This window comes from Achromobacter sp. 1011791174 (genome assembly GCF_059760925.1).
Genome location: NZ_JCBANH010000115.1, coordinates 1 through 19,304, shown reverse-complemented (window position 1 = coordinate 19,304; position 19,304 = coordinate 1). Strand labels below are relative to the sequence as shown.

General features: G+C 70.0%; 23 protein-coding genes. 15 read left to right on the top strand and 8 right to left on the bottom strand.

All coding sequences use genetic code 11. The features are described from left to right. The first annotated feature begins 18 nt into the window (after positions 1-18). Positions 19-1,140 (top strand): methyltransferase, encoded by a 1,122-nt coding sequence (locus AC6LJ5_RS26850; protein ID WP_498142109.1) that lies wholly within the window; start codon positions 19-21, stop codon positions 1,138-1,140. Positions 1,141-1,192: 52 nt separating this feature from the next. Here the strand turns inward: AC6LJ5_RS26850 and AC6LJ5_RS26845 are convergent, their stop codons facing one another. From AC6LJ5_RS26845 to AC6LJ5_RS26835, 3 genes are read right to left on the bottom strand one after another with little or no spacing between them, the layout of a single operon-like run. After that, positions 1,193-1,903, bottom strand: a complete 711-nt coding sequence (locus tag AC6LJ5_RS26845; protein WP_103275911.1) for a DUF1345 domain-containing protein — start codon at positions 1,901-1,903, stop codon at positions 1,193-1,195. A 56-nt stretch (positions 1,904-1,959) separates the two neighbouring features. Continuing rightward, positions 1,960-2,484 carry a chromate transporter gene (locus AC6LJ5_RS26840; RefSeq protein ID WP_103275912.1) on the bottom strand — a complete coding sequence of 175 codons (525 nt, stop codon included), beginning with the start codon at positions 2,482-2,484 and terminating at the stop codon, positions 1,960-1,962. After that, complete coding sequence (locus AC6LJ5_RS26835; protein WP_103275913.1) at positions 2,481-3,056, bottom strand: chromate transporter; 576 nt, start codon at positions 3,054-3,056, stop codon at positions 2,481-2,483. Before AC6LJ5_RS26835 ends, AC6LJ5_RS26840 begins: the two co-directional genes overlap by 4 nt. Positions 3,057-3,191: 135 nt before the next feature. Here AC6LJ5_RS26835 and AC6LJ5_RS26830 point away from each other — a divergent pair, with 135 nt between their 5' ends. The 4 genes from AC6LJ5_RS26830 (at position 3,192) to AC6LJ5_RS26815 (ending at position 6,012) form a co-directional block, all read left to right on the top strand. After that, positions 3,192-4,112, top strand: coding sequence for a LysR family transcriptional regulator (locus tag AC6LJ5_RS26830; RefSeq protein WP_103276632.1), 921 nt, complete (start codon positions 3,192-3,194; stop codon positions 4,110-4,112). 51 nt (positions 4,113-4,163) lie between these two features. Further along, positions 4,164-4,967 carry a glutamate racemase gene (gene murI / locus AC6LJ5_RS26825; RefSeq protein ID WP_103275914.1) on the top strand — a complete coding sequence of 268 codons (804 nt, stop codon included), beginning with the start codon at positions 4,164-4,166 and terminating at the stop codon, positions 4,965-4,967. A gap of 161 nt (positions 4,968-5,128) precedes the next feature. After that, the gene (locus AC6LJ5_RS26820; protein WP_498142108.1) at positions 5,129-5,554 is read left to right on the top strand and encodes a universal stress protein; all 426 of its coding nucleotides are present in this window, start codon (positions 5,129-5,131) and stop codon (positions 5,552-5,554) included. Between the two features lie 29 nt (positions 5,555-5,583). After that, positions 5,584-6,012 carry a universal stress protein gene (locus tag AC6LJ5_RS26815; protein WP_103275916.1) on the top strand — a complete coding sequence of 143 codons (429 nt, stop codon included), beginning with the start codon at positions 5,584-5,586 and terminating at the stop codon, positions 6,010-6,012. Here AC6LJ5_RS26815 and AC6LJ5_RS26810 read toward each other — a convergent pair. Genes AC6LJ5_RS26810 through AC6LJ5_RS26800 form a run of 3 tightly spaced genes read right to left on the bottom strand, consistent with a single transcriptional unit; the run spans position 5,996 to position 8,414 of the window. Then, positions 5,996-7,378: an ATP-binding protein gene (locus tag AC6LJ5_RS26810; RefSeq protein ID WP_498142107.1), complete on the bottom strand. Its 1,383-nt coding sequence runs from the start codon at positions 7,376-7,378 to the stop codon at positions 5,996-5,998. The genes AC6LJ5_RS26815 and AC6LJ5_RS26810 overlap by 17 nt on opposite strands. After that, complete coding sequence (locus tag AC6LJ5_RS26805) at positions 7,375-8,037, bottom strand: response regulator (protein WP_103275918.1); 663 nt, start codon at positions 8,035-8,037, stop codon at positions 7,375-7,377. The genes AC6LJ5_RS26810 and AC6LJ5_RS26805 overlap by 4 nt, the downstream gene beginning before the upstream one ends. After that, entirely contained in the window at positions 8,037-8,414 is a 378-nt protein-coding gene (locus AC6LJ5_RS26800; RefSeq protein WP_103275919.1) for a PepSY domain-containing protein, read from the bottom strand. Before AC6LJ5_RS26800 ends, AC6LJ5_RS26805 begins: the two co-directional genes overlap by 1 nt. A gap of 129 nt (positions 8,415-8,543) precedes the next feature. Between AC6LJ5_RS26800 and AC6LJ5_RS26795 the strand changes: the two genes are divergently transcribed. From AC6LJ5_RS26795 to AC6LJ5_RS26770, 6 genes are all read left to right on the top strand, one after another. Next, the gene (locus tag AC6LJ5_RS26795; protein WP_392409121.1) at positions 8,544-8,867 is read left to right on the top strand and encodes a PepSY domain-containing protein; all 324 of its coding nucleotides are present in this window, start codon (positions 8,544-8,546) and stop codon (positions 8,865-8,867) included. Between the two features lie 125 nt (positions 8,868-8,992). Continuing rightward, positions 8,993-10,318 carry a ferredoxin reductase family protein gene (locus AC6LJ5_RS26790; protein WP_498142106.1) on the top strand — a complete coding sequence of 442 codons (1,326 nt, stop codon included), beginning with the start codon at positions 8,993-8,995 and terminating at the stop codon, positions 10,316-10,318. A gap of 262 nt (positions 10,319-10,580) precedes the next feature. Further along, positions 10,581-11,033, top strand: coding sequence for an azurin (gene azu / locus AC6LJ5_RS26785; protein WP_103276633.1), 453 nt, complete (start codon positions 10,581-10,583; stop codon positions 11,031-11,033). Positions 11,034-11,165: 132 nt separating this feature from the next. Next, positions 11,166-11,870, top strand: coding sequence for an SDR family oxidoreductase (locus tag AC6LJ5_RS26780; RefSeq protein WP_103275922.1), 705 nt, complete (start codon positions 11,166-11,168; stop codon positions 11,868-11,870). Positions 11,871-12,015: 145 nt separating this feature from the next. Beyond that, positions 12,016-13,578, top strand: coding sequence for a DUF1800 domain-containing protein (locus AC6LJ5_RS26775; RefSeq protein WP_498142105.1), 1,563 nt, complete (start codon positions 12,016-12,018; stop codon positions 13,576-13,578). Beyond that, positions 13,575-14,981: a DUF1501 domain-containing protein gene (locus AC6LJ5_RS26770; protein WP_498142104.1), complete on the top strand. Its 1,407-nt coding sequence runs from the start codon at positions 13,575-13,577 to the stop codon at positions 14,979-14,981. The genes AC6LJ5_RS26775 and AC6LJ5_RS26770 overlap by 4 nt, the downstream gene beginning before the upstream one ends. A gap of 10 nt (positions 14,982-14,991) precedes the next feature. On the opposite strand, the gene AC6LJ5_RS26765 is transcribed toward AC6LJ5_RS26770, so the two are convergent. Both AC6LJ5_RS26765 and AC6LJ5_RS26760 read right to left on the bottom strand, forming a co-directional pair. Further along, positions 14,992-15,966 carry a Bug family tripartite tricarboxylate transporter substrate binding protein gene (locus AC6LJ5_RS26765; protein WP_392409116.1) on the bottom strand — a complete coding sequence of 325 codons (975 nt, stop codon included), beginning with the start codon at positions 15,964-15,966 and terminating at the stop codon, positions 14,992-14,994. A 32-nt stretch (positions 15,967-15,998) separates the two neighbouring features. Beyond that, on the bottom strand, positions 15,999-17,087 hold the full coding sequence (locus tag AC6LJ5_RS26760) for a 4-oxalomesaconate tautomerase (protein ID WP_103275926.1): 1,089 nt from the start codon (positions 17,085-17,087) through the stop codon (positions 15,999-16,001). Positions 17,088-17,148: 61 nt separating this feature from the next. Between AC6LJ5_RS26760 and AC6LJ5_RS26755 the strand changes: the two genes are divergently transcribed. The 4 genes from AC6LJ5_RS26755 to AC6LJ5_RS26740 all read left to right on the top strand — a co-directional run. Further along, complete coding sequence (locus AC6LJ5_RS26755) at positions 17,149-18,084, top strand: LysR family transcriptional regulator (protein ID WP_103275927.1); 936 nt, start codon at positions 17,149-17,151, stop codon at positions 18,082-18,084. After that, complete coding sequence (locus AC6LJ5_RS26750; protein WP_103275928.1) at positions 18,081-18,569, top strand: GNAT family N-acetyltransferase; 489 nt, start codon at positions 18,081-18,083, stop codon at positions 18,567-18,569. Before AC6LJ5_RS26755 ends, AC6LJ5_RS26750 begins: the two co-directional genes overlap by 4 nt. A 103-nt stretch (positions 18,570-18,672) precedes the next feature. After that, positions 18,673-19,041: a COG4315 family predicted lipoprotein gene (locus tag AC6LJ5_RS26745; protein ID WP_103275929.1), complete on the top strand. Its 369-nt coding sequence runs from the start codon at positions 18,673-18,675 to the stop codon at positions 19,039-19,041. A gap of 21 nt (positions 19,042-19,062) precedes the next feature. Continuing rightward, on the top strand, positions 19,063-19,304 hold a 242-nt coding region (locus AC6LJ5_RS26740; protein ID WP_498142103.1), incomplete at its 3' end, for a sigma factor.

Below are 19,304 nucleotides of genomic sequence, written 5' to 3'. Positions count from 1 at the left end.
CGCCCGTGGAGCCCAAGCTTGACCGCCCCCGAACTGCACTGGGAAGAAGACCAGGCCCCCCGCCATGCCCTTTGGCGCTCGGAATCCGAGGCCCCGCCGCCCAAGCGCGTCGTGGTCGCGGACGACCGGATCACGGCGGACCAGGCCTATCGCCTGGCCTGCGAGGGCACCGGGCTGCTGTGGCGCGGCGACTACCAGAACGCGCGCCAGCTGCTGCAGGCCATGACGCGGCGGGTGGACAAGCGTCCCCGCAAGCCGGCCGACACCCTGCTGGCAGCCTTCAACCAGCACCGCATGGCGCAGGCGCAGCGCGCCCGCATCCTGGGCATGCTGCTGATTCCCTTCGACGCCGGCCATGGCATCCCGCTGCGCCGCGCGCCGGACGCGCGGCTGGCCTGCGAACAGGCTTATGGTCCGGCCGACGCGCCCTACGTGGCCTCGCTGCGCGAGCTGCTCGGGCTGATCGGCGCTTACGAATGGCGCAGGAAGGGCGTGGAGATCCCCGCGCTGGGCGGCGACCGCATCCATCCGCACTACGGCGTGTTCTCGCCCGTGCGCGGCGAATACGTTGACCTGGTGGCACAGGCGCCGCTGCCGGCCGGCGACACAGCCTTCGACATCGGCGTCGGCACCGGCGTGCTGTCGGCCGTGCTGGCGCGACGCGGCCTGGCTCGTGTGATCGCCACCGACCAGGATGCGCGGGCGCTGGCCTGCGCCCGCGAAAACCTGGAACGCCTGGGCCTGACGAATCGCGTTGAACTCGTCCAGGCCGATCTGTTTCCGCCGGGCCGCGCGCCGCTGGTGGTCTGCAATCCGCCCTGGCTGCCGGCCCGCCCCAGCTCGCCGGTCGAATACGCGGTCTATGACCCGGACAGCCGCATGCTGCGCGGCTTCCTGGACGGCCTGGCCGCCCATCTGACGCCGGGCGGCGAAGGCTGGCTGATCCTGTCCGACCTGGCCGAGCACCTGGGCCTGCGCAGCCGCGATGACCTGCTCGGCATGATCGCGCGAGCCGGGCTGCGGGTGGTCGGCCGTATCGACACGCGGCCGCGCCACGGGCGCGCCGCCGACGCATCCGATCCGCTGCACGCGGCGCGGTCGCGCGAAGTCACCTCGCTCTGGCGGCTGGCCGCCGCCTGACGGCCTGACGAGCCGACCTGCCGAAACCCGCCGGCCTCGGCGCTGGCGGCCTCTAGACCCGCCCGGCCGCCACGTTCACGCTGATGGCGATGATGAAGACATTGAAGAAGAAGGCGATCACGCTGTGCACCAGCGCCGTGCGCCGCAGCCGGCGGTTGACGATCTGCACATCCGACACCTGGAAGGTCATGCCCAGCACCAGGGCGAAGTAGGCGAAGTCCCAGTAGTCCGGCTCCGGCGTGCCGGGGAATTCCAGGCCCTTGTGCGTGGGACTGCGGCGGCTGTAGTAGCCGTGCGCGTAGTGCAGCGCGAAGATCATGTTCATGTACAGCCAGGACAGCACGATGCTGACCGCCGCCGCGACCATGTCCAGCGCGCCGCTGGCCCCCGGGGATGAGCGCAACTCCATCCACAGCGCCATGACGATCAGGCAGGAGATCGCCACGCTGCTCCACAGCACCGCGCTGCGGCCCACGTCGACCAGCTGCGCGCGTTCGCGCATGGATTGCGGCGTGGCCCGCGTGAACGCACGCGCCGTCGCCAGCAGGAACACCAGCGCCGCCACGTCGAAGGCCAGCAACGCGGCGCGGCTATAGGACAGGCCCGCCGCCCGAAACGCCGCGCCCAGCGCGATGGCCAGCAAGGCGCTCAGCGCCAGCCTGCGATGCGCGTGAAAGAACGGCAGGGCCCGGACCGCGCCCGTCCCATCGGGCGCATGGCCGGCGGCCGGCTGCTGCTGCGGATCCCTGACGGGCTGCGACATGGCTTGCTCCTGGCTGATGGCGCGCCGCTCCTTGCGGCGACGCGGCAAGCTACACGCTAACCGATCCCGAGCAAACCCACCATGCTTCCGGCGAACAGCAGCCACAGTGGATGGATGCGCGTGACGCTGCCCAGGATGGCCACCGCCGCCGTGATGGCGCCCAGCAGCCAGCTGTGCACCGAGGATTCCGTGATCAGCGAGGCGCTGGCGGCCACCAGCCCGACCGTCATGGGAAAGATGCCGGCCTGCACGATGCCGCGCCAGGGCCGGTCCTTGAAGCGTTCCCACAATCCCAGCGCGATCACGGTAATGATCGAGGACGGCCCGAACTTGGCCAGGGTGGTGACCAGCATGCCGGACCAGCCTGCCACGTGCCAGCCCACCAGCGTGACCACCATGAGATTGGGCCCCGGCGCCGCCTGCCCCAGCGCGAACAGCGCGGAAAAGTCGGCGGCCGTCATCCAGCCGTGCACATCGACGACCTGCCGCTGCATTTCCGGCAGGATGGTGTTGCCGCCGCCGAAGGCCAGGACGGACAGCTGCGTGAAGATCTGGGCCAGCGCCCACAGCGTCTGCATCATCGTCTTTGCCTCCAGACCAGCAGGATGCTCAACGGCGTCAGCACCGCCATGGTCGGCAGCAGCGGAATGCGCAGCACCGCGATGCAGATGAAACAGGCCGTGGCCACGACGCCGGCCAGCCAGTCGCGCCGCTTGATCACGGGCAGGCCGATCTTGACCGCCATCGAAATCAGCAGGCCCGCCGCCGCCGCGGCCAGCCCGGCGAACAGGTGCTGCACATGCGGATCGTTCTGGAATCTGTCGTAGACCATGCCCAGCAGCACCACGATGATCGACGGCGCCAGGATCAGTCCCATCAGCGCGGAAAAGGCGCCGCGCGGACCTCGGAATTTCATGCCCAGCGCCACCGACAGGTTGATGATGTTGCCGCCGGGCAGGAACTGGCACAGGCCCAGCAGATCGGTGAATTCCGCCCCGGACAGCCAGCGGTGCTTCTCGACCACCATGCGGCGCGCCAGCGGCAGCGCGCCGCCGAAGGCCGTCAGGCCGAGCATGAGGAACCCTTGGAACAATTGCCCGCAGCTCGGCGCGGGCGCGAGGCCGGCTTCGGCGGTAGGAGTCGCTGCATTCATTTTTTATTGCCGGCGCAAGGCCGGTAGGGTGGAAGGCCGCGCCTGCGCGCCGCCGGTCAAACACAACCCGCAGCCTACTCCCGGCCCAGAATAATGTCTAATATATGACTGGTTAATTAATCATATTTAATGAATATGGCATCCGTCGATCTGCGCCTGCTGCGCTACTTCCTGGCGGTGGCCGAGGAAGCCCACCTGACCAAGGCCGCCGAACGCCTGGGCATCCGTCAGCCGCCGCTCAGCCAGCAGATCCGCGCGCTGGAGCAGGAACTGGGCGTGACGCTGTTCAACCGTCTGCCGCGCGGCATGGAACTGACCGAAAGCGGCCGCGCGCTGCTGGCGGACGCGCGCAACATCATCGCGCTGGTGGACCAGGCCGTGGACGGCGTGCGCCAGGTGTCGCGCGGCGAGGCCGGCCGGCTGACGGTGGGCTTCACCGGCTCGGCGGCCTTCCACCCCTTCGTGCCGTCCGTGATCCGGCGCTTTCGCGATGCCGCGCCCAATGTGCGGCTGGTGCTCGAGGAAAGCAGCACCGGCGAGCTGACCGAGGCCGTGGCCGAGGGCCGGGTCGACGCGGCCTTCATCCGCGGCGCCCAGGGCGCCAGCCGCAACGTGGTGGTGGAAAGCGTGCTGGAGGAAACCATGCTGGCGGCCTTTCCCGCCGACCATCCGATGGTCAGGGGCCGTCCCAGGAAGCGCATCGCGCTGTCGGAACTGGCCGAGGAATCCTTCATCCTGTACCGCCGCCACAACGGCCCTGGCCTGTACGACGCCGTCATCTCGGCCTGCGCGGCCGCCGGCTTCAGCCCGCGCATGGCGCAGGAAGCGCCGCGCATGCTGTCCACCCTGAGCCTGGTGGCCGCCGGCCTGGGCGTGTCGCTGGTGCCGGCCTCGCTGCGCCGGGTCAATATCGAAGGCGTGGTCTATGTCAACGTCACCCAGCCCGCCGGCCTGCGCGCGCCGCTCAACCTGATCTGGCGCGATGCCCCCCTGTCCGGCGCCTGCCGCAAGCTGATCGAGGAAGTGCGGCTCTGCCGCGCCCAGCAGCAAGGCTGACGCCGGGCGGCGCTACACTTTGCGGCTGTCGCATTCTTTCCCGCATCTTTCATGCCCTCCCCGCAACCTATAGGCGTATACGACTCCGGCCTGGGCGGCCTGAGCGTGGCACGCGCCATCCGCGACGCGCTGCCCGGCGAACGCCTGCTGTACGTGGCCGACTCGGCCCACGTGCCCTACGGCGAAAAAACCACGGATTACGTGCGGCGACGCGCAGAAACCATCTCGGACTACTTCGTCGAGCGCGACGCCAAAGCCATCGTGGTGGCCTGCAACACGGCCACGGCCGCGGCCATCGCCGACCTGCGCGCGCGCCACCCCGGCCTGATCGTGATCGGCGTGGAGCCAGCCATCAAGCCCGCCGCCCACCTGACCGCCAGCGGCGTGATCGGCGTATTCGCCACCACCGGCACGCTGGCCAGCCGCAAGTTCGCCGCCCTGGTGCAGCGTGAAGCGCCCGAGGTGCGCATCCTGCTGCGGCCCTGCCCCGAGTGGGTCGCCCTGGTCGAGCGCGGCGAGCTGGAGGGCCCCGCCCTGCGCGCCGCCGTCGAAGCCCCGGTGCGCGAGCTGCGCGAGGCCGGCGCCGACGTGCTGGTGCTGGGCTGCACTCATTTCCCCTTCCTGGACGCAGCCATCCGGGCCGTGGCCGGTCCGTCGGTGCCGCTGCTGGAAACCGGCGCGCCGGTGGCGCGCTGGCTGCGCCACCAGCTGCAGGAACGCGATCTGCAGGCCGACGGCGGATGCGGCGCCCTGGAACTGGAAACCACCGGCGATCCCGCCACGCTGGCCCGGCTGGCGGGCCTGCTGCTGGGCGGCGACTTCCAGGCCGCGCAGACGCCGCCCGCCTGGCGCTGAACGCGCCGGCGTTTGATCCGGCGCAGCCCGGACGGGCCCGATTTGACGAATAATCGGTGTGGGACGGCCGCTTGACGCCCGCCCCGGTCCCGCGCCCGCCGCGCGGGCTGGAGTCGCCAGGGCCGCGCCGGACGCACCCGCGACAGACGAGGAGACGCGCCATGAAACGCATCCTGATACCCGTGGACGGATCGCAGCACGCGCTGCACGCCGTCCAGGCGCTGCTGGAAGCGCGCCGCTACGATCCCGTGGCGCAGGTCGAGCTGCTCAACGTGCAGGTGCCGCTGCAGGTGGGCAAGATCGGCCGCGGCCTGACCCAGGAAGAAATCGATGCCTATCACCTGCGCGAATCGCGCGACGCGCTGCGCGAACCCGCCGCGCTGCTGCACTCGGCGGGGCTGCCCTGCACCGAGCACACCGAGATCGGTCCCATCGCCGAAACCATCGCGCGCGTGGCGCGCGATACCCGCGCCGACGAGATCTACATGGGCTCGCGCGGCCTGGGCTCGGTATCCGCGCTGCTGATGGGTTCGGTGGCCACCAAGGTCCTGCATCTGACGGCCCTGCCCGTCACCCTGGTCAAGTGAACGCGCAAGCGCCGCAACAAGGAGCATCCATGCTGAACCTGCTCGTTCCCGTCGACGGTTCCGACAACGCCAACCGCGCCGTCCTGCACGCGCGCGCGCTGGCCGCCGGCGCGCCGTCCGCCCGCGTCCACCTGCTCAATGTCCAGACGCCGCCGCGCGGCCGCGCCGGCCTGTCCAGCCTGATCACGCAGGACATGATCGACGAGTTCTATCTGCGCGAAGGCCAGGAGGCCGCCGACGAGGCCCGCAAGCTGCTCGACGACGCCGGCATCGACTACACCAGTCATGTGGAATTCGGCAATCCGGCCGTGGCGATCAACGCCTATGCGCGCGAACACGGCTGCCAGCGCATCATCATGGGCAGCCGCGGCAATGGCGCGCTGAGCGGCCTCCTGGTCGGCTCGGTCGCCAACCAGGTACTGCAGCTGGCCGACGCGCCGGTCACGCTGATCCGTTGACGCGGGCGGCGGGCAGACGCAGCGTCACGCGCAGCCCGCCCAGCGGCGACTCCCCGGCGAGCACGTCGCCGCCATAGCTGCGCGCGAGATCGCGCGCGATATCCAATCCCAGCCCCGATCCCGGCCGCTGCTCGTCCAGCCGAGTGCCGCGCTCGAAGATGCGCTCGCGCTCGTCCTCGGGAATGCCCGGGCCGTCGTCATCGATATGAATCAGCAACATGCCGTCGCCGCCACGCTCGGCGGTGACGCGCAGGCGCCGGGTCGCCCATTTGCAGGCATTGTCCAGCAGATTGCCCGCCATCTCCTGCAGGTCCTGCTCATTACCGCGAAACGCCAGATCCGCCGGAAAGGCCGGCATATCGACATCCAGCCCGCGCTGCGCATGCAGACGGCGCATGACGCGCAGCAGCGCCTCCAGCGGCGGCCGCAGCGGCGTGCGCCCCTCGATCGCGCCGGCCGCCGCCGCGGCCCGTGCACGCGCCAGATGATGATCGACCTGGCGCTGCGCCAGCGCGGCCTGCTCGCGCACCAGCGCCGCCAGCGGGCTGTCCTCGCGCGCGGCGGCATTGGCCAGGATGCTCAAGGGCGTCTTGACCGCGTGCGCCAGGTTGCCGGCCTGCGTGCGCGCGCGCTGGACCATGTCGGCGTTGACCGCCAGCACGCGGTTGAAATCCTCGACCAGCGGTTGGATCTCGCTGGGAAAACGTCCCTCGATCGGGGTGACGCCACCGGCGCGCTGCGACGCCAGCTGCGCGCGCAACCGCGCCAGCGGCCGCAGCCCCACCAGCACCTGCACCACGGCCGCCGCCGTCAGGCCCGCCGCCAGCGCGCCCAGCGCGATCAGCAGCATGTGGTTGAAGCGCCCCACGGGCTCGGCCAGCGCGGCCGTGGCGGCCGCCACGGCCAGCCGGAGCGCGCCGGACTCCGACTCTTCCGGCTTGAGCGTGCGCGTCAGCGTCGTGAGCCGGTGCCGCTCGGGACCGGCGATGTCGTAGGCGCCATCGACCGCCCCGTCGGGCAAGGCCAGCGTCTGGTCCCACAGCGACCGCGAGCGCGCGGCCCCGGGCATCACCGTGCGCCCCTGGTCGTCCAGGCGGTCGATCTGCCAATACAGCCCGGACAGCGGCTGTCCCAGCCGGGGGTCGCTCAGCGGCGTCACGCTCAGCGCGCCGTCGGGCGCGACATTGACCGCCGCGGTCAGCTGGTTCAGGTGCAGGACCAGCTCGGCGCGCAGCTGCTCGGCCACGTGCTGGCGGAACAGATTGCCCAGACCCCAGCCGGCCAGCGCCACGGTGGCCAGGATCCAGGCCAGCGTGCCCGCCAGCAGGCGCCAGCGCAGCGAGCCGGGCGCGCGCGCAGCGCTCATTCCGTCCTCGCCAGCCGATACCCCAGGCCGCGCACGGTTTCGATGGTGTCGGGCGGCAGCTTCTTGCGCAGCCGGCCGATGAAGACCTCGATGGTGTTGGAATCGCGGTCCTGGTCCTGCGCGTAGATGTGCTCGTTCAGCTCGGCGCGCGAGACCACCTCGCCGGCGCGCTGCATCAGCACGGCCAGCACCTTGAATTCATGGCTGGTCAGCGACAGCGCCTGGCCGTCCACGGTGACGCGGGCCTGGCGCGTGTCCAGCATGATCGGGCCGCAGCGCCATTGCGCGCTGGTGTGAGCGCTCTGGCGCCTGAGCAGGGCGCGCAGCCTCGCCAGCAGCTCTTCCATGTGGAAGGGCTTGGTCAGGTAGTCGTCGGCGCCGGCGTCGATGCCGGCGACCTTCTCGTGCCAGTTGTCGCGCGCGGTCAGGATCAGCACCGGCATGCCCAGCCCCGCCGCGCGCCATTTCTTCAGCACCGTCAGGCCGTCCATCACCGGCAGCCCCAGGTCCAGCACCACCAGGTCATAGGTTTCGACCTCGCCCAGGTAGTGCGCGCGTCCGCCGTCCGCCGCGCTGTCCACCAGATAGCCCGCCTGGCCCAGCGCCTCGGACAGCTGCGCCGACAACGTGGGCTCGTCTTCCACCACGAGGATCCGCATCAGTGTTTGCCCCGGAATTGAATGTCCCGCCCCTTCACGCCCAGCACCTTGCCATCACGCGCGTCGATTTTCATCTTGATCAGCCCGCCGCCGCTCTGCAGCAGCCGGATCTCGTAGATGAATTCGCCATCATCCTCTTCGAACTCGACCTTGACCACCTGGCCGGGATAGTCGCGCTCGACCCGGTCCAGCACGTCGCGCAGCGGCAGGATCTTGCCATCCTGCAAGGCCTGGCGCGCACGGTCGTGGTCGTCCTCGCCGGCCGTGCCCAGGCCCGGACCCGCGGCCAGGACCACGGCCAGGGCGGCGCCGCACAGCCAGAGGCCGGGGCGCGCGATCGGATAGCGGCCAGCGCCGCGCAGATTGAAGGAAAACATGAGGTTCTTATACCGCGTCCAGGATGAACGGCGGGTGAACGGCCGCTTCAGAAAGGGTTCATGGCCTCTTGCGAATAATGCGTTCCGTGGCCGATCTCGCGCCATGCCCCTCATCAAGGAGACCCACTCATGACCTCGATCCGCAACACTTTCGCCGCGCTTGCCCTGGGCGCCGCCACGCTGGCCGGCTCCGCCGCCTACGCCCAGACCGCGCCCCAGCCCGCGGCCGCTCCCGCCGCCGCGGCCCCCGTCGCCACGGCCCAACCCCAAACGTTCCTGACCGTGCGCCAGGTCTACGACACGCTGACCAGCGCCGGCTACCGCAATATCACCGAGATCGAACTGGAACATGGCCGCTACGACGTGAAGGCCGACAACCCGCAGGGCCAGCGCGTGAAGCTGCGCGTGGACGCGCAGAACGGCGCCGTGCTGCGCAGCCGCCTGAAGGATTGAGGCGGCGTTTCCCCCGGGGCGGGCGGCGCCGGCGCAGCGCCGCCCCCGCGCCGTCCCCGGCGCTCCCCTTTGACTGTCCGCGCCCGTCCCGCCCTCCCGGGCGGCCTTCTTCGATGGAAGTCATCATGAAAACCCGTACCGCCCTGGGCGGTTTCCTGATCGTCCTCACGCTCGCCTGGGCCTGCGACGTATTCGTCCTGCAAGCCGCGCCCGCCGGCGCCTGGCCCTGGGTTCTGCAACGACAGGCCCTGTACCTAACGGGCATCTGGTCCATCGCGCTGATGGCGCTGATCATGCTGCTGGCGTTGCGCCCGGTCTGGCTGGAGCGACCGCTGGGCGGCATGGACCGGGTCTACCGGCTGCATAAGTGGGCGGGCATACTGGCCGTCGGCGCCGGCGCCGCGCACTGGCTGATCAAGTTGGCCGGCGGTCCCATGAAATCCCTGCTGGGCACGCAGGGCCGGCCCGCGCGCGACCTGACGCTGGCCCTGTTCGAAGGCAGCCGCGGCATCGCCAAGGACCTGGGTGAATGGTCGATCTATGCGCTGCTGCTGATGCTGGCGCTGACACTATGGCGCCGCTTTCCCTATCACGCATGGCGCCTGATCCATCGCGTCATGCCCGCGCTGTTCCTGGTGCTGGCCTTCCACGCCGTGGCGCTCGCGCCCGCCGGCTACTGGACCGGCATCACCGGCCTGCTGCTCGTCCCGCTGCTGGCGGCCGGCGCCTGGAGCGCCTGCGTGGCGCTGGCCGGCCGCATCGGCCACGGTCGCCGCAGCCACGGACGCATCACGGCGCTGGAGCGCAAGCGCGACGGCGTGCTGGAAGTCGAATGCCGCCTGGACGCGGGCTGGCGCGGCCACCAGGCGGGACAGTTCGCCTTCGTGCGCTTCGACCGCCGCGAGGGCGCGCATCCGTACACCATCGCCAGCGCGCCCAGGCCGGATGGCGCCATCCGCTTCGAAATCAAGGCGCTGGGCGACTACACCTCGCGGCTTCCCGGCGCGCTGCGCGTGGGCCAGCCGGTGGAGGTCGAAGGCCCCTACGGCTGCTTCCAGCTCGACGCCGACGCGGGCGCGCCGCAGGTCTGGGTCGCGGGCGGCATCGGCGTCACGCCCTTCCTGGCCTGGCTGGACACCCTGGCCGCCGACCCGAGCCGTGCGCCCAGCGCGCAACTGCATTACTGCGTGCGCGACGCGGCCGCCGATCCCTTCGCCGCCACGCTGCGGGAACGCTGCGCGGCCCTGCCCTCGATCCAGCTGAACATCCATGACGCGGCCCGGGGACAGCGGCTGGACGCGACGCAGCTGACGCTGGATTCGGCCCCGGGACATGCCGCCCAGGTCTGGTTCTGCGGTCCCGCCGGACTGGCGCGCAGCCTGCGCGACGGCCTGCGACGGCTGGGCCGGACCGACGTGCGCTGGCACCAGGAAGCGTTCCAGATGCGTTAGCATCGAAGACGGCCCCGCGCGTCAAGGCGGGGCCGCTGCGCCGCTCGCCGCGCCGGCGGACTGCTCCGTTTTCCGCAGGATTTCCGGCAACGCGATCGGCTTTGCTTGCGCTGGGTCAAACCCGTCCCGTCCTCGACGCCCGATCCGCTCGCGATCGGGACGACAATAGATCCATCCCGGCAAGCCCGAGGCCCGGACCCCGTCCCGGCGGTCCGCGGCGGGCGGCCAGCAACCCTCTACCCGAAAATCTGGAGGCATGTATATGGTGTTCAAGAAACTCTGCGTCGCGGCGATCCTGGCGGTGGCTTCGACCCCGGTGCTGGCGGCCGAATGCTCGGTCGACATCGCGGGCAATGACCAGATGCAGTTCGACAAGAAGGAAATCACCGTCAGCAAGAGCTGCAAGCAGTTCACGGTGAACCTGAAGCATCCCGGCAAGCTGGCCAAGAACGTCATGGGCCACAACTGGGTGCTGACCAAGACGGCCGACATGCAGGGCGCGGTGAACGACGGCATGGCCGCCGGCCTGCCCTCCGACTACGTCAAGAAGGATGACGCCCGCGTCATCGCCCACACCAAGGTGATCGGCGGCGGCGAATCGGATTCCGTGACCTTCGACGTGAGCAAGCTCGCGGCTGGCCAGGACTACACCTACTTCTGCTCCTTCCCCGGCCACTTCGCCATGATGAAGGGCACGCTCAAGCTGGTCGACTGACCCGCCCGCGTCTCGCAGCGCCCCGTCCTCCCGGCCCTCGGCCGGAAGCGCGGGGCGTTTTGCCGTCCGGCGCCTGCCCCTACAATGACCGCTCCCATGATCCCGGGCACGGCCCCACACGCAGGAGCGAACATGAGCAAGGAAAAAGTAGCGATCGTCACCGCCGGCGGCAGCGGCATGGGCGCGGCCGCGGCGCGCAAGCTGGCGGCCGATGGCTTTCGCGTCGCCATCCTGTCCTCGTCGGGCAAGGGCGAGGCCCTGGCTGGAGAACTGGGCGGACTGGGCGTGACCGGCTCGAACCGCTCGCCCGAGGACCTGGCGCGCCTGGTCGAGACGGTGATGGCCAAGTGGGGCCGCATCGACGCGGTGGTCAACAGCGCCGGCCATGGCCCCAAGGGTCCGCTGCTGGAGATCAGCGACGCCGACTGGCAGCTGGGCATGGAGTTCTACCTGCTCAACGTCGTGCGCATCACGCGCCTGGTGGCCCCGATCATGCAGGCGCAGCGGTCCGGCGCCATCGTCAACATCTCCACCTACGCCACCTTCGAGCCCGAAGCGCTGTTCCCGACCTCCGGCGTGTTCCGCGCCGGCCTGGCCGCCTTCACCAAGGTGTTCTCGGACGAGTACGCGGCGCACAACGTGCGCATGAACAACGTGCTGCCCGGCTTCATCGACAGCCTGCCCGAAAAGGAAGAGCGCCGCTCCCGCATTCCGATGGGCCGCTACGGCACGGCCCAGGAAGTGGCCGACCTGATCGCCTTCCTGGCCTCTGACGCTTCGTCCTACATCACCGGCCAGAACATCCGCATCGACGGCGGCATCACCCGTTCGGTCTAATCCAGGCGGCTGTCCCCGCGCGTCCGCCCGGCGCGGCGCGGGGGACGGCTCATCCTTTGGATGGCGCTCATCCGTCTGGCGGTATTGAAGCTCAGGCGCGCCCGTCGTTACCTTAGGGTTCCGCTTCCCGACGAAGGCGCCCGCCATGCCCGCGACGCCGTCCATGGCGCCCGCCACGGCGCCGGCTGACTATCCCCCGCCCAACGCCGGCCAGGCCTCGCGCTTCCTGGCCCAGGCCACTTTCGGCGCCACGCCGGCGGATATCGCCGCCGTCATGCGCGACGGCTATGCCGCGTGGCTGGACGCGCAGCTGGCCATGCCGCCATCGCAGACGCATTTCGACTGGCTGCTGCAACAGGGCAGGAACACCGAGGAATACAAGGGCAACGGCATCAACGCGCCGCTGGACGCGACGCTGTGGCGCAAGTTCATCAGCGCCACCGACCAGGTGCGCACCCGCGTCGCCTTCGCGCTGTCCGAGATCTTCGTGGTGAACGTGGCGTCCATCACCGCGTCCTGGCCGCTGTTCGGCGCGGCCGGCTTCATGGACCTGCTGGCCGAACATGCGCTGGGCAACTACCGGAGCCTGCTCGCCGCCGTCAGCCGCAACCTGTCCATGGGCTGCATGCTGACCTATCGCGGCAGCCGCAAGGAAGACCCGCGCACCGGCCGCCATCCCGACGAGAACTACGCGCGCGAGGTCATGCAGCTGTTCAGCATCGGCCTGCTGCAACTGCATCCCGACGGCACGCCCCGCCTGGAAGGCGGCGCGCCGGTGGAAACCTATACGAACGCCGACGTCCAGGGCCTGGCCCGGGTCTTCACCGGCTGGGACCTTGACGGCCCCGAAACCGACGTGGAATTCCACCGCCGGCCGATGAAGCTCGACCCCGCGCTGCATTCGATGGCGGAAAAGCGCTTCCTGGGCGTCGTCATTCCGGCCGGCACGGGCGGCCCGCAATCGCTGGCGCTGGCCATGGACGCGATCTCGGCCCATCCCAACGTCGGCCCCTTCATCGGCGCGCAGCTGATTCAACGGCTGGTCGCCAGCAATCCCAGCCCGGCCTACGTAGCGCGCGTGGCGGCGGTCTTCGCCGACGACGGCCTGGGCGCGCGCGGCAACCTGAAGGCCGTGACGCGCGCCGTGCTGCTCGACCCGGAGGCGCGCTTTCCCGACCTGGCCTCGCCCCATTGGGGCAAGGTGCGCGAACCCATCCTGCGCTTCTCCGGCTGGGCGCGGGCCTTCGGCGCGCGCTCAAGCAACGGCGCCTGGGCCATGCCCGACACCAGCGACAACACCATCCGGCTGGCGCAAAGCCCGATGCGCGCGCCCAGCGTGTTCAACTTCTTCCGGCCGCGCTACACGCCCGCCGCCACCGAGCTGGCGCGCCAGGGCCTGGCCGCGCCGGAATTGCAGATCACCGACGAAACCAGCATCGCCGGCTACCTGAACTTCCTCGCCATCTACGCCGATAGGGGCTGGGAAGACCTGCAGACCGACTACGCCGCCGAGCTGGCGCTGGCCGGCGATCCCGATGCGCTGGTCGCCCATGTCGCGCTGCTGCTGGCGGGCGACGCCTTCAGTGAGGCGACGGCGCGACGGATCGCGACGGCGCTGCGCGACATCCCGCCCGAGCGGCCGCGCGACCGCGTGCGCGCCGCCATCGTGCTGGTGGCGGCCTCGCCCGAATACCTGGTGCAGAAATGACTGCGACACGACATGCCGATGCCGGCCGGCGCGCTTTCCTGCTGCGCGCCTGCGCGCTCGGAGCGGCGGGCGCCGCGGCGCCGCTGGCCGCCAACCTGGCGGCGCTGGGCGCGGCCGCGGCGCATGAAGCGCCCGCCGGCTCCTACAAGGCGCTGGTCTGCGTGTTCCTGTACGGCGGCAACGACCCCTACAACACCATCGTGCCGTATGACGTGGCCTCGCACCGCGCCTACGCCGCCGCGCGCGCCGACATCGCGCTGCCGCGCGAGTCGCTGCACGCCACCGTCCTGGGCAACGGGCCGGAGACCAACGGCATGCGCTTCGCGCTGGCCCCATCGCTGGCGCCGCTGGCGCCCCTGTACGCGCGCGGGCGCATGGCCGTGGCGCTGAACGTCGGTCCGCTGGTCGCGCCCACCAGCAAGGCCGACTATGTGGCCGGGAAAGCCGCGCTGCCGCCCAAGCTGTTCTCGCACAACGACCAGCAGTCGTACTGGCAGGCGCTGGCGCCGGAAGGCGCGTCGTCCGGCTGGGCCGGACGCCTGACCGATCTGCTGCTGGCCGGCTCGGCCACATCGGGCATGGCGGGCGTCACCGCCGGCGGCAACACGGTGCTGCTGGCCGGCCGCCATTCCTCCGGCTATCGCGTCGGTCCGCAGGGATCGACCGCCATCGACCTGCTGCGCCACGGGCTCTACGGCTCCGAAGCCTGCACCGCGCTGCTGCGCGATCTGATCACCGCGCCACGCCCGCACCTGATGGAAAGCGAGCTGGCGGCCATCGCCCTGCGCTCGATCGCCACGGACGCGCGCCTGCGCGATGCGCTGGCCGCCGTGCCGCCGCCGCCCAGCTTCGCCGGCGTAGATACGCCGCTGGCGGGGCAGCTGCGCATCGTGGCCCGCATCATCGCCGCGCGCCAGCCGCTGGGCGCGCGCCGCCAAGTGTTCTTCGTGTCCCAGAACGGCTATGACAACCACACCGGCCTGCGCGACGACCATCCCGCCCTGCTGCGCGAACTGGGCCAGGCGCTGGCGGCCTTCCAGGCGGAACTGGACAGGATGGGGATGGCCGATCAGGTGACCACCTTCACCGCTTCCGAATTCGGCCGCACCCTGGGTTCGAACGGCAACGGCTCGGACCACGGCTGGGGCGGACATCACCTGGTGCTTGGCGGCGCGGTGCGGGGCGGGCGCTGCTATGGCGCGCATCCCGATATCGCGCTGGACGGGCCGGGCTTCGTCGACAACGGCCGCCTGCTGCCGGACATGGCGGTGGAACAGCTGGGCGCCGAGCTGGGCGCGTGGTTCGGCGCTGGCCGCGACGAACTGGCGCTCGCCTTTCCCAATCTGTCGCGCTTCGGCCCCGGGCCGGAGGGCCTGCTGCCCGCGCCCGACAGGGCCGCCTAGGCCAGATCGATCACAGCCCGCCCGCCATCAGACGCTCGCTGTCGACCAGGCGCTTCCAGCGCGCGGCCTCGCTTTCAACGAACCGCGCCAGCTCCTCGGACGAACCGCGCCGGACCTCAGCGCCCTGCTCCGCGATCTTGGCGGCCACGCCGGCATCCGCGAGCGCCTGATTCAATGTCGTATTCAGCCTGCTCGCCACCGACGCATCCAATCCCGCCGGCGCGAACACCGCATACCACTGCGGCACCTCGACGCCCGGCACGCCCGCTTCGGCCAGCGTGGGCAGGTTCGGCAGCGAGGCCAGCCGTTTCGGACCAGCCACCGCCAGGGCGCGGATCTTGCCCGACTGAAGCTGGGGATACGCGCTGAACAGGCTGGGGAACATGACCTGCGTGACCCCGGCCAGCGTGTCGGTCATGGCCGGCGCCGAGCCTTTGTACGGCACATCCAGCATGTTCACGCCGGCGGCGCGGTTGAAGAGGACGCCGGCGACAGACGGCGCGGTGCCGGGGCCGGCCGATGCGTAATTCAAGCCGTCGGGATGCTGCTTGCCATAGTTCACCAGACCGGCGACGTCTTCCACTCCCAGGCCGGCGTTCACCACCAGCAGCGTGGGCGAATCCGCCACGAAGCCGATGGGCGTGAAGTCCCGCACCGGATCGTAGCTCAGCCTTTGCAAGGCGGGATTGATGCCGTGCGTGCCGATGTAGCCCAGCATCAGGGTATAGCCATCGGGCGCCTGCCTGGCCACATATTCCGAGGCGATGGCGCCCTGCGCGCCCGGCTTGTTCACCACCACGACGGTCTGGCCAAGCAGTTCGCCCATCTTCTGGCCAACGATGCGGGCCAGCACGTCATTTCCGCCGCCGGCGGCCGTGGGCACGACCATGGTGAGCATCCGCTCCGGATAGGCGGCGGATGCCGGCGTGGCGTTGAGCAGCAGCAAGGCCGCGGCGCAGGCCGCGGCGAAAGAACGGGAATGCATGGGAAGTCTCCTGTTTTTTTGATTGCCGGCCTCTACGGGACGGCGCGGGAAATGGGATTGGGCAGGTACAGCACCCCCTTCATGATCTTTCGCGCGGTGCGCACCAGACCGGCGCGCCGTATCGAGACGCCGTCGTCACCAAGCTCCACCTCGATATCCATCGCCCCCGACGGATGCTCGATGCGCACGCCACGGCTGCCAGCGGCCGGCTCCGGGCCGCCGAAGCCATGCGCCACCGTGCCCGGTATGAGAAATGCGCAGGCCACGCCCACCGCGCCGGTCGCGGCATGCGAGCGATGGCAGGACCGTGGCGTGAAATAACGCGAGCGCAGCGCCATGGGCTGCGCGCCCGGCGCCAGCAGCACGGGCTTGGGAAGCACGCTGTCGCGGACATCGCCCAACCCCATGCGTCGGCCCGCCTCCAGGCGCACCGCCTCGATCCGCGCCATCAGGGCCGGATTGGCGTCCAGCTCCGCCGGCGTCTCGTCGCCGCGCGCGCCCAGGTCCGAGGCCCGCATCAGCGCCATCGGCATGGCGGCATCGATCAGCGTGACGCGCAGGCCATCGATGTCGTCCTGCCGCTGCCCGGAAGGGAACAGGCCGCCAGTCACCGCGCCCCAGGCATCCAGGAAGTTCAGCCGGACAGGCGCCGCCGTGCCGGCCACGCCGTCGATGCGCGCGGCGCCTTCGTAGGTCAGCCGGCCGCCCGGCGTCTGCACGATCGCCTCGATCACCGATCCCGTGTTGACATTGTGGACCCGCACCGAGGTCACGCCATCGTTGGCCGCGAGCAGCCCTTCATCGATGGCGAAAGGCGCGGCGCCGGACAGCATGTTGCCGCAGTTGGGCCGCAGGTCCACGCTGGCCTGGTCCACCGACACCTGCGCGAACAGGTAGTCGATGTCGCAGCCGGGACGGCGCGAACGCGACACGATGGCGACCTTGCTGGTAAGGCTGTTGCCACCGCCCAGGCCATCGACCTGCAGCGCGTGCGGCGACCCCATCGCGGTCAGCAGCAAGCGGTCGCGCTCGGCTGGATCGGCGGGCAGCCAATCCGCCAGGAAGAAAGGGCCGCGCGACGTGCCGCCGCGCATCAGGACGCAAGGGATGATCGTTTCCATGGCTGCCATTCTGCGCAGGGCGGGCTAATATTTGAATTGCAATTTACGGATGGATTAATGCATGGGACGCATCAATTTCGATCTCCAGGAACTGCAGGCCTTCGTGGCGGTGGCGGAACGCGCCAGCTTCCGCGCGGCCGCCGAGGATCTCCATCTGTCGCAACCAGCCTTGAGCCGGCGCGTCGACAAACTGGAGGCGCAGTTGGGCGCGAAGCTGCTGGAGCGCACCACGCGCCGCGTGTCCCTCACGAATATCGGACGAGTCTTTCTCGAACGCGCCCGGACGGCCATCGACGAGCTGGAAAGCGCGGTGCTCAGCATTGGCGACCTGGCCACGCAACGGGAGGGACTGATCACCGTGGCCTGCGTGCCCTCGGTGGCGTACTACTTCCTGCCGACCATCATTCACGAGTATTCGCTGCGCTTTCCCCGCATCCGCGTGCGCATCATTGACGAAACGGCCAACACGGTGCTCAACAGCGTCGTATCGGGCCGTGCCGATTTCGGCATCAGCTTCTTCGGCACCCAGGAACCCGACGTGGACTTCAAGGCCGTGCTGCGCGAAGACTTCGTGCTTGCCGTTCGCAACGACCACCCGCTGTCGCGCCGCCGCAGCATCACCTGGGATGAGCTGGCGGGCGAGCGCTACATGACCGTGGCCAAGGAAAGCGGCAACCGGCTGCTGATCGACGACGCGCTGGCCAAGAGCGGCAAGCGCACGGTCAGCGCTTATGAAGTCAGCCATGTCATGACGCTGCTCGGCCTGGTGGAAGCCGGACTGGGCGTCGCCGCCGTGCCGCGACTGGCCATGCCGCTGAAAGGACATTCCACGCTGGCCAGCGTGCTGCTGGAACAGCCCAGGGTCACCCGCAGCCTTGGCCTGATCTCGCGCCGAGGCCGCCCGCTGGCGCCGGCGGCGCAACAGTTATATAACCTGATTGACCAGACTGGAAAATCAGCCAAGCGCAAACCCTCTCCCCGGCCGTCCTCCCCATGAACCTCATCTGCCTGGCCTTGCAACCCGCCACCGAAGACGATCTGCCTTTCCTGCTGACGCTGCGCAAGGCGACCATGACAGAACACCTGGACCGCGCGGGCGTCCCTCAAGACGACGAGCATCATCTGGCGCGCATCCGTCACCACTTCAGCGACGCGCAGATCGTCTGGTTCCATGGCCGGCCCGCCGGCCTGTTCAAGGCGCATCGCGATCCCGCCGGCTGGCGCCTGGTGCAGATCCAGATCGATCCCGCGTTCCAGGGCCAGGGGCTGGGCCGCCGCCTGCTGGCCGGCCTGCTGGAACAGGCCGACGCCGAGGGCGCGCCGGTGACGCTGTCGGTGCTGGACGGCAACCCCGCGCGCCGGCTCTACGAGGCGATGGGCTTCACGGCCCAGGAAACCCGGGGCCAGGAAATCGAGATGCGCTACACGCCCCGAGCGCCGCGCGCGCCCCTGGCCACATCCGCGGCCCGCTCGGCGGCGTGAACCGCGCCGGTCCGGATTTTTTTTTCCGGACGTGGAATAAGCAAGGAGCGGGCAGCGTCTATCCCAGGCAGTCCCCAACCCAACTCTTTCCGCGAGGCACACCATGCGCAAACCCACCGCAGCCCTGCTGGCCCTGGCCGGCGCCGCCCTGTTCTCGGCCGCCGTCCAGGCCCAACCCGTCAAGGCCAAGGACGGCGTCCTGGTCAACGAAGCCGGCATGACCCTCTACACCTTCGACAAGGACGCGGGCGGCAAGAGCGCCTGCAACGACCAGTGCGCCAAGATCTGGCCGCCCGTCATGGCCGCCGCCGACGCCAAGGCCTCCGGCGACCTCACCATCATCACCCGCGACGACGGCGGCAAGCAGTGGGCCTACAAGGGCAAGCCGGTCTATCTGTACAGCAAGGACGCCAAGGCCGGCGACAAGAGCGGCGACAACTTCAAGGATGTGTGGCACGCGGCCAAGCCCTGATCCCATCGCGCCCTCCGATCCATGCGCGCCGAAGACGAAGCCGCGATCCTCGCCTGCATTCCCAGCCTGCGCCGCTATGCCCGCGGGCTGGCGGGCGATCCGCAGCGCGCCGACGATCTGGTCCAGGACACGCTGGAACGCGCCTGGAGCCGCTACTCGCGCTGGCAACGGCGCGGCGAGCTGCGCGCATGGATGTTCGGCATCATGCACAACCATTTCGTCGACGGCCTGCGCGCCAGCCGGCGGCAGGCCGAGCTGACGCC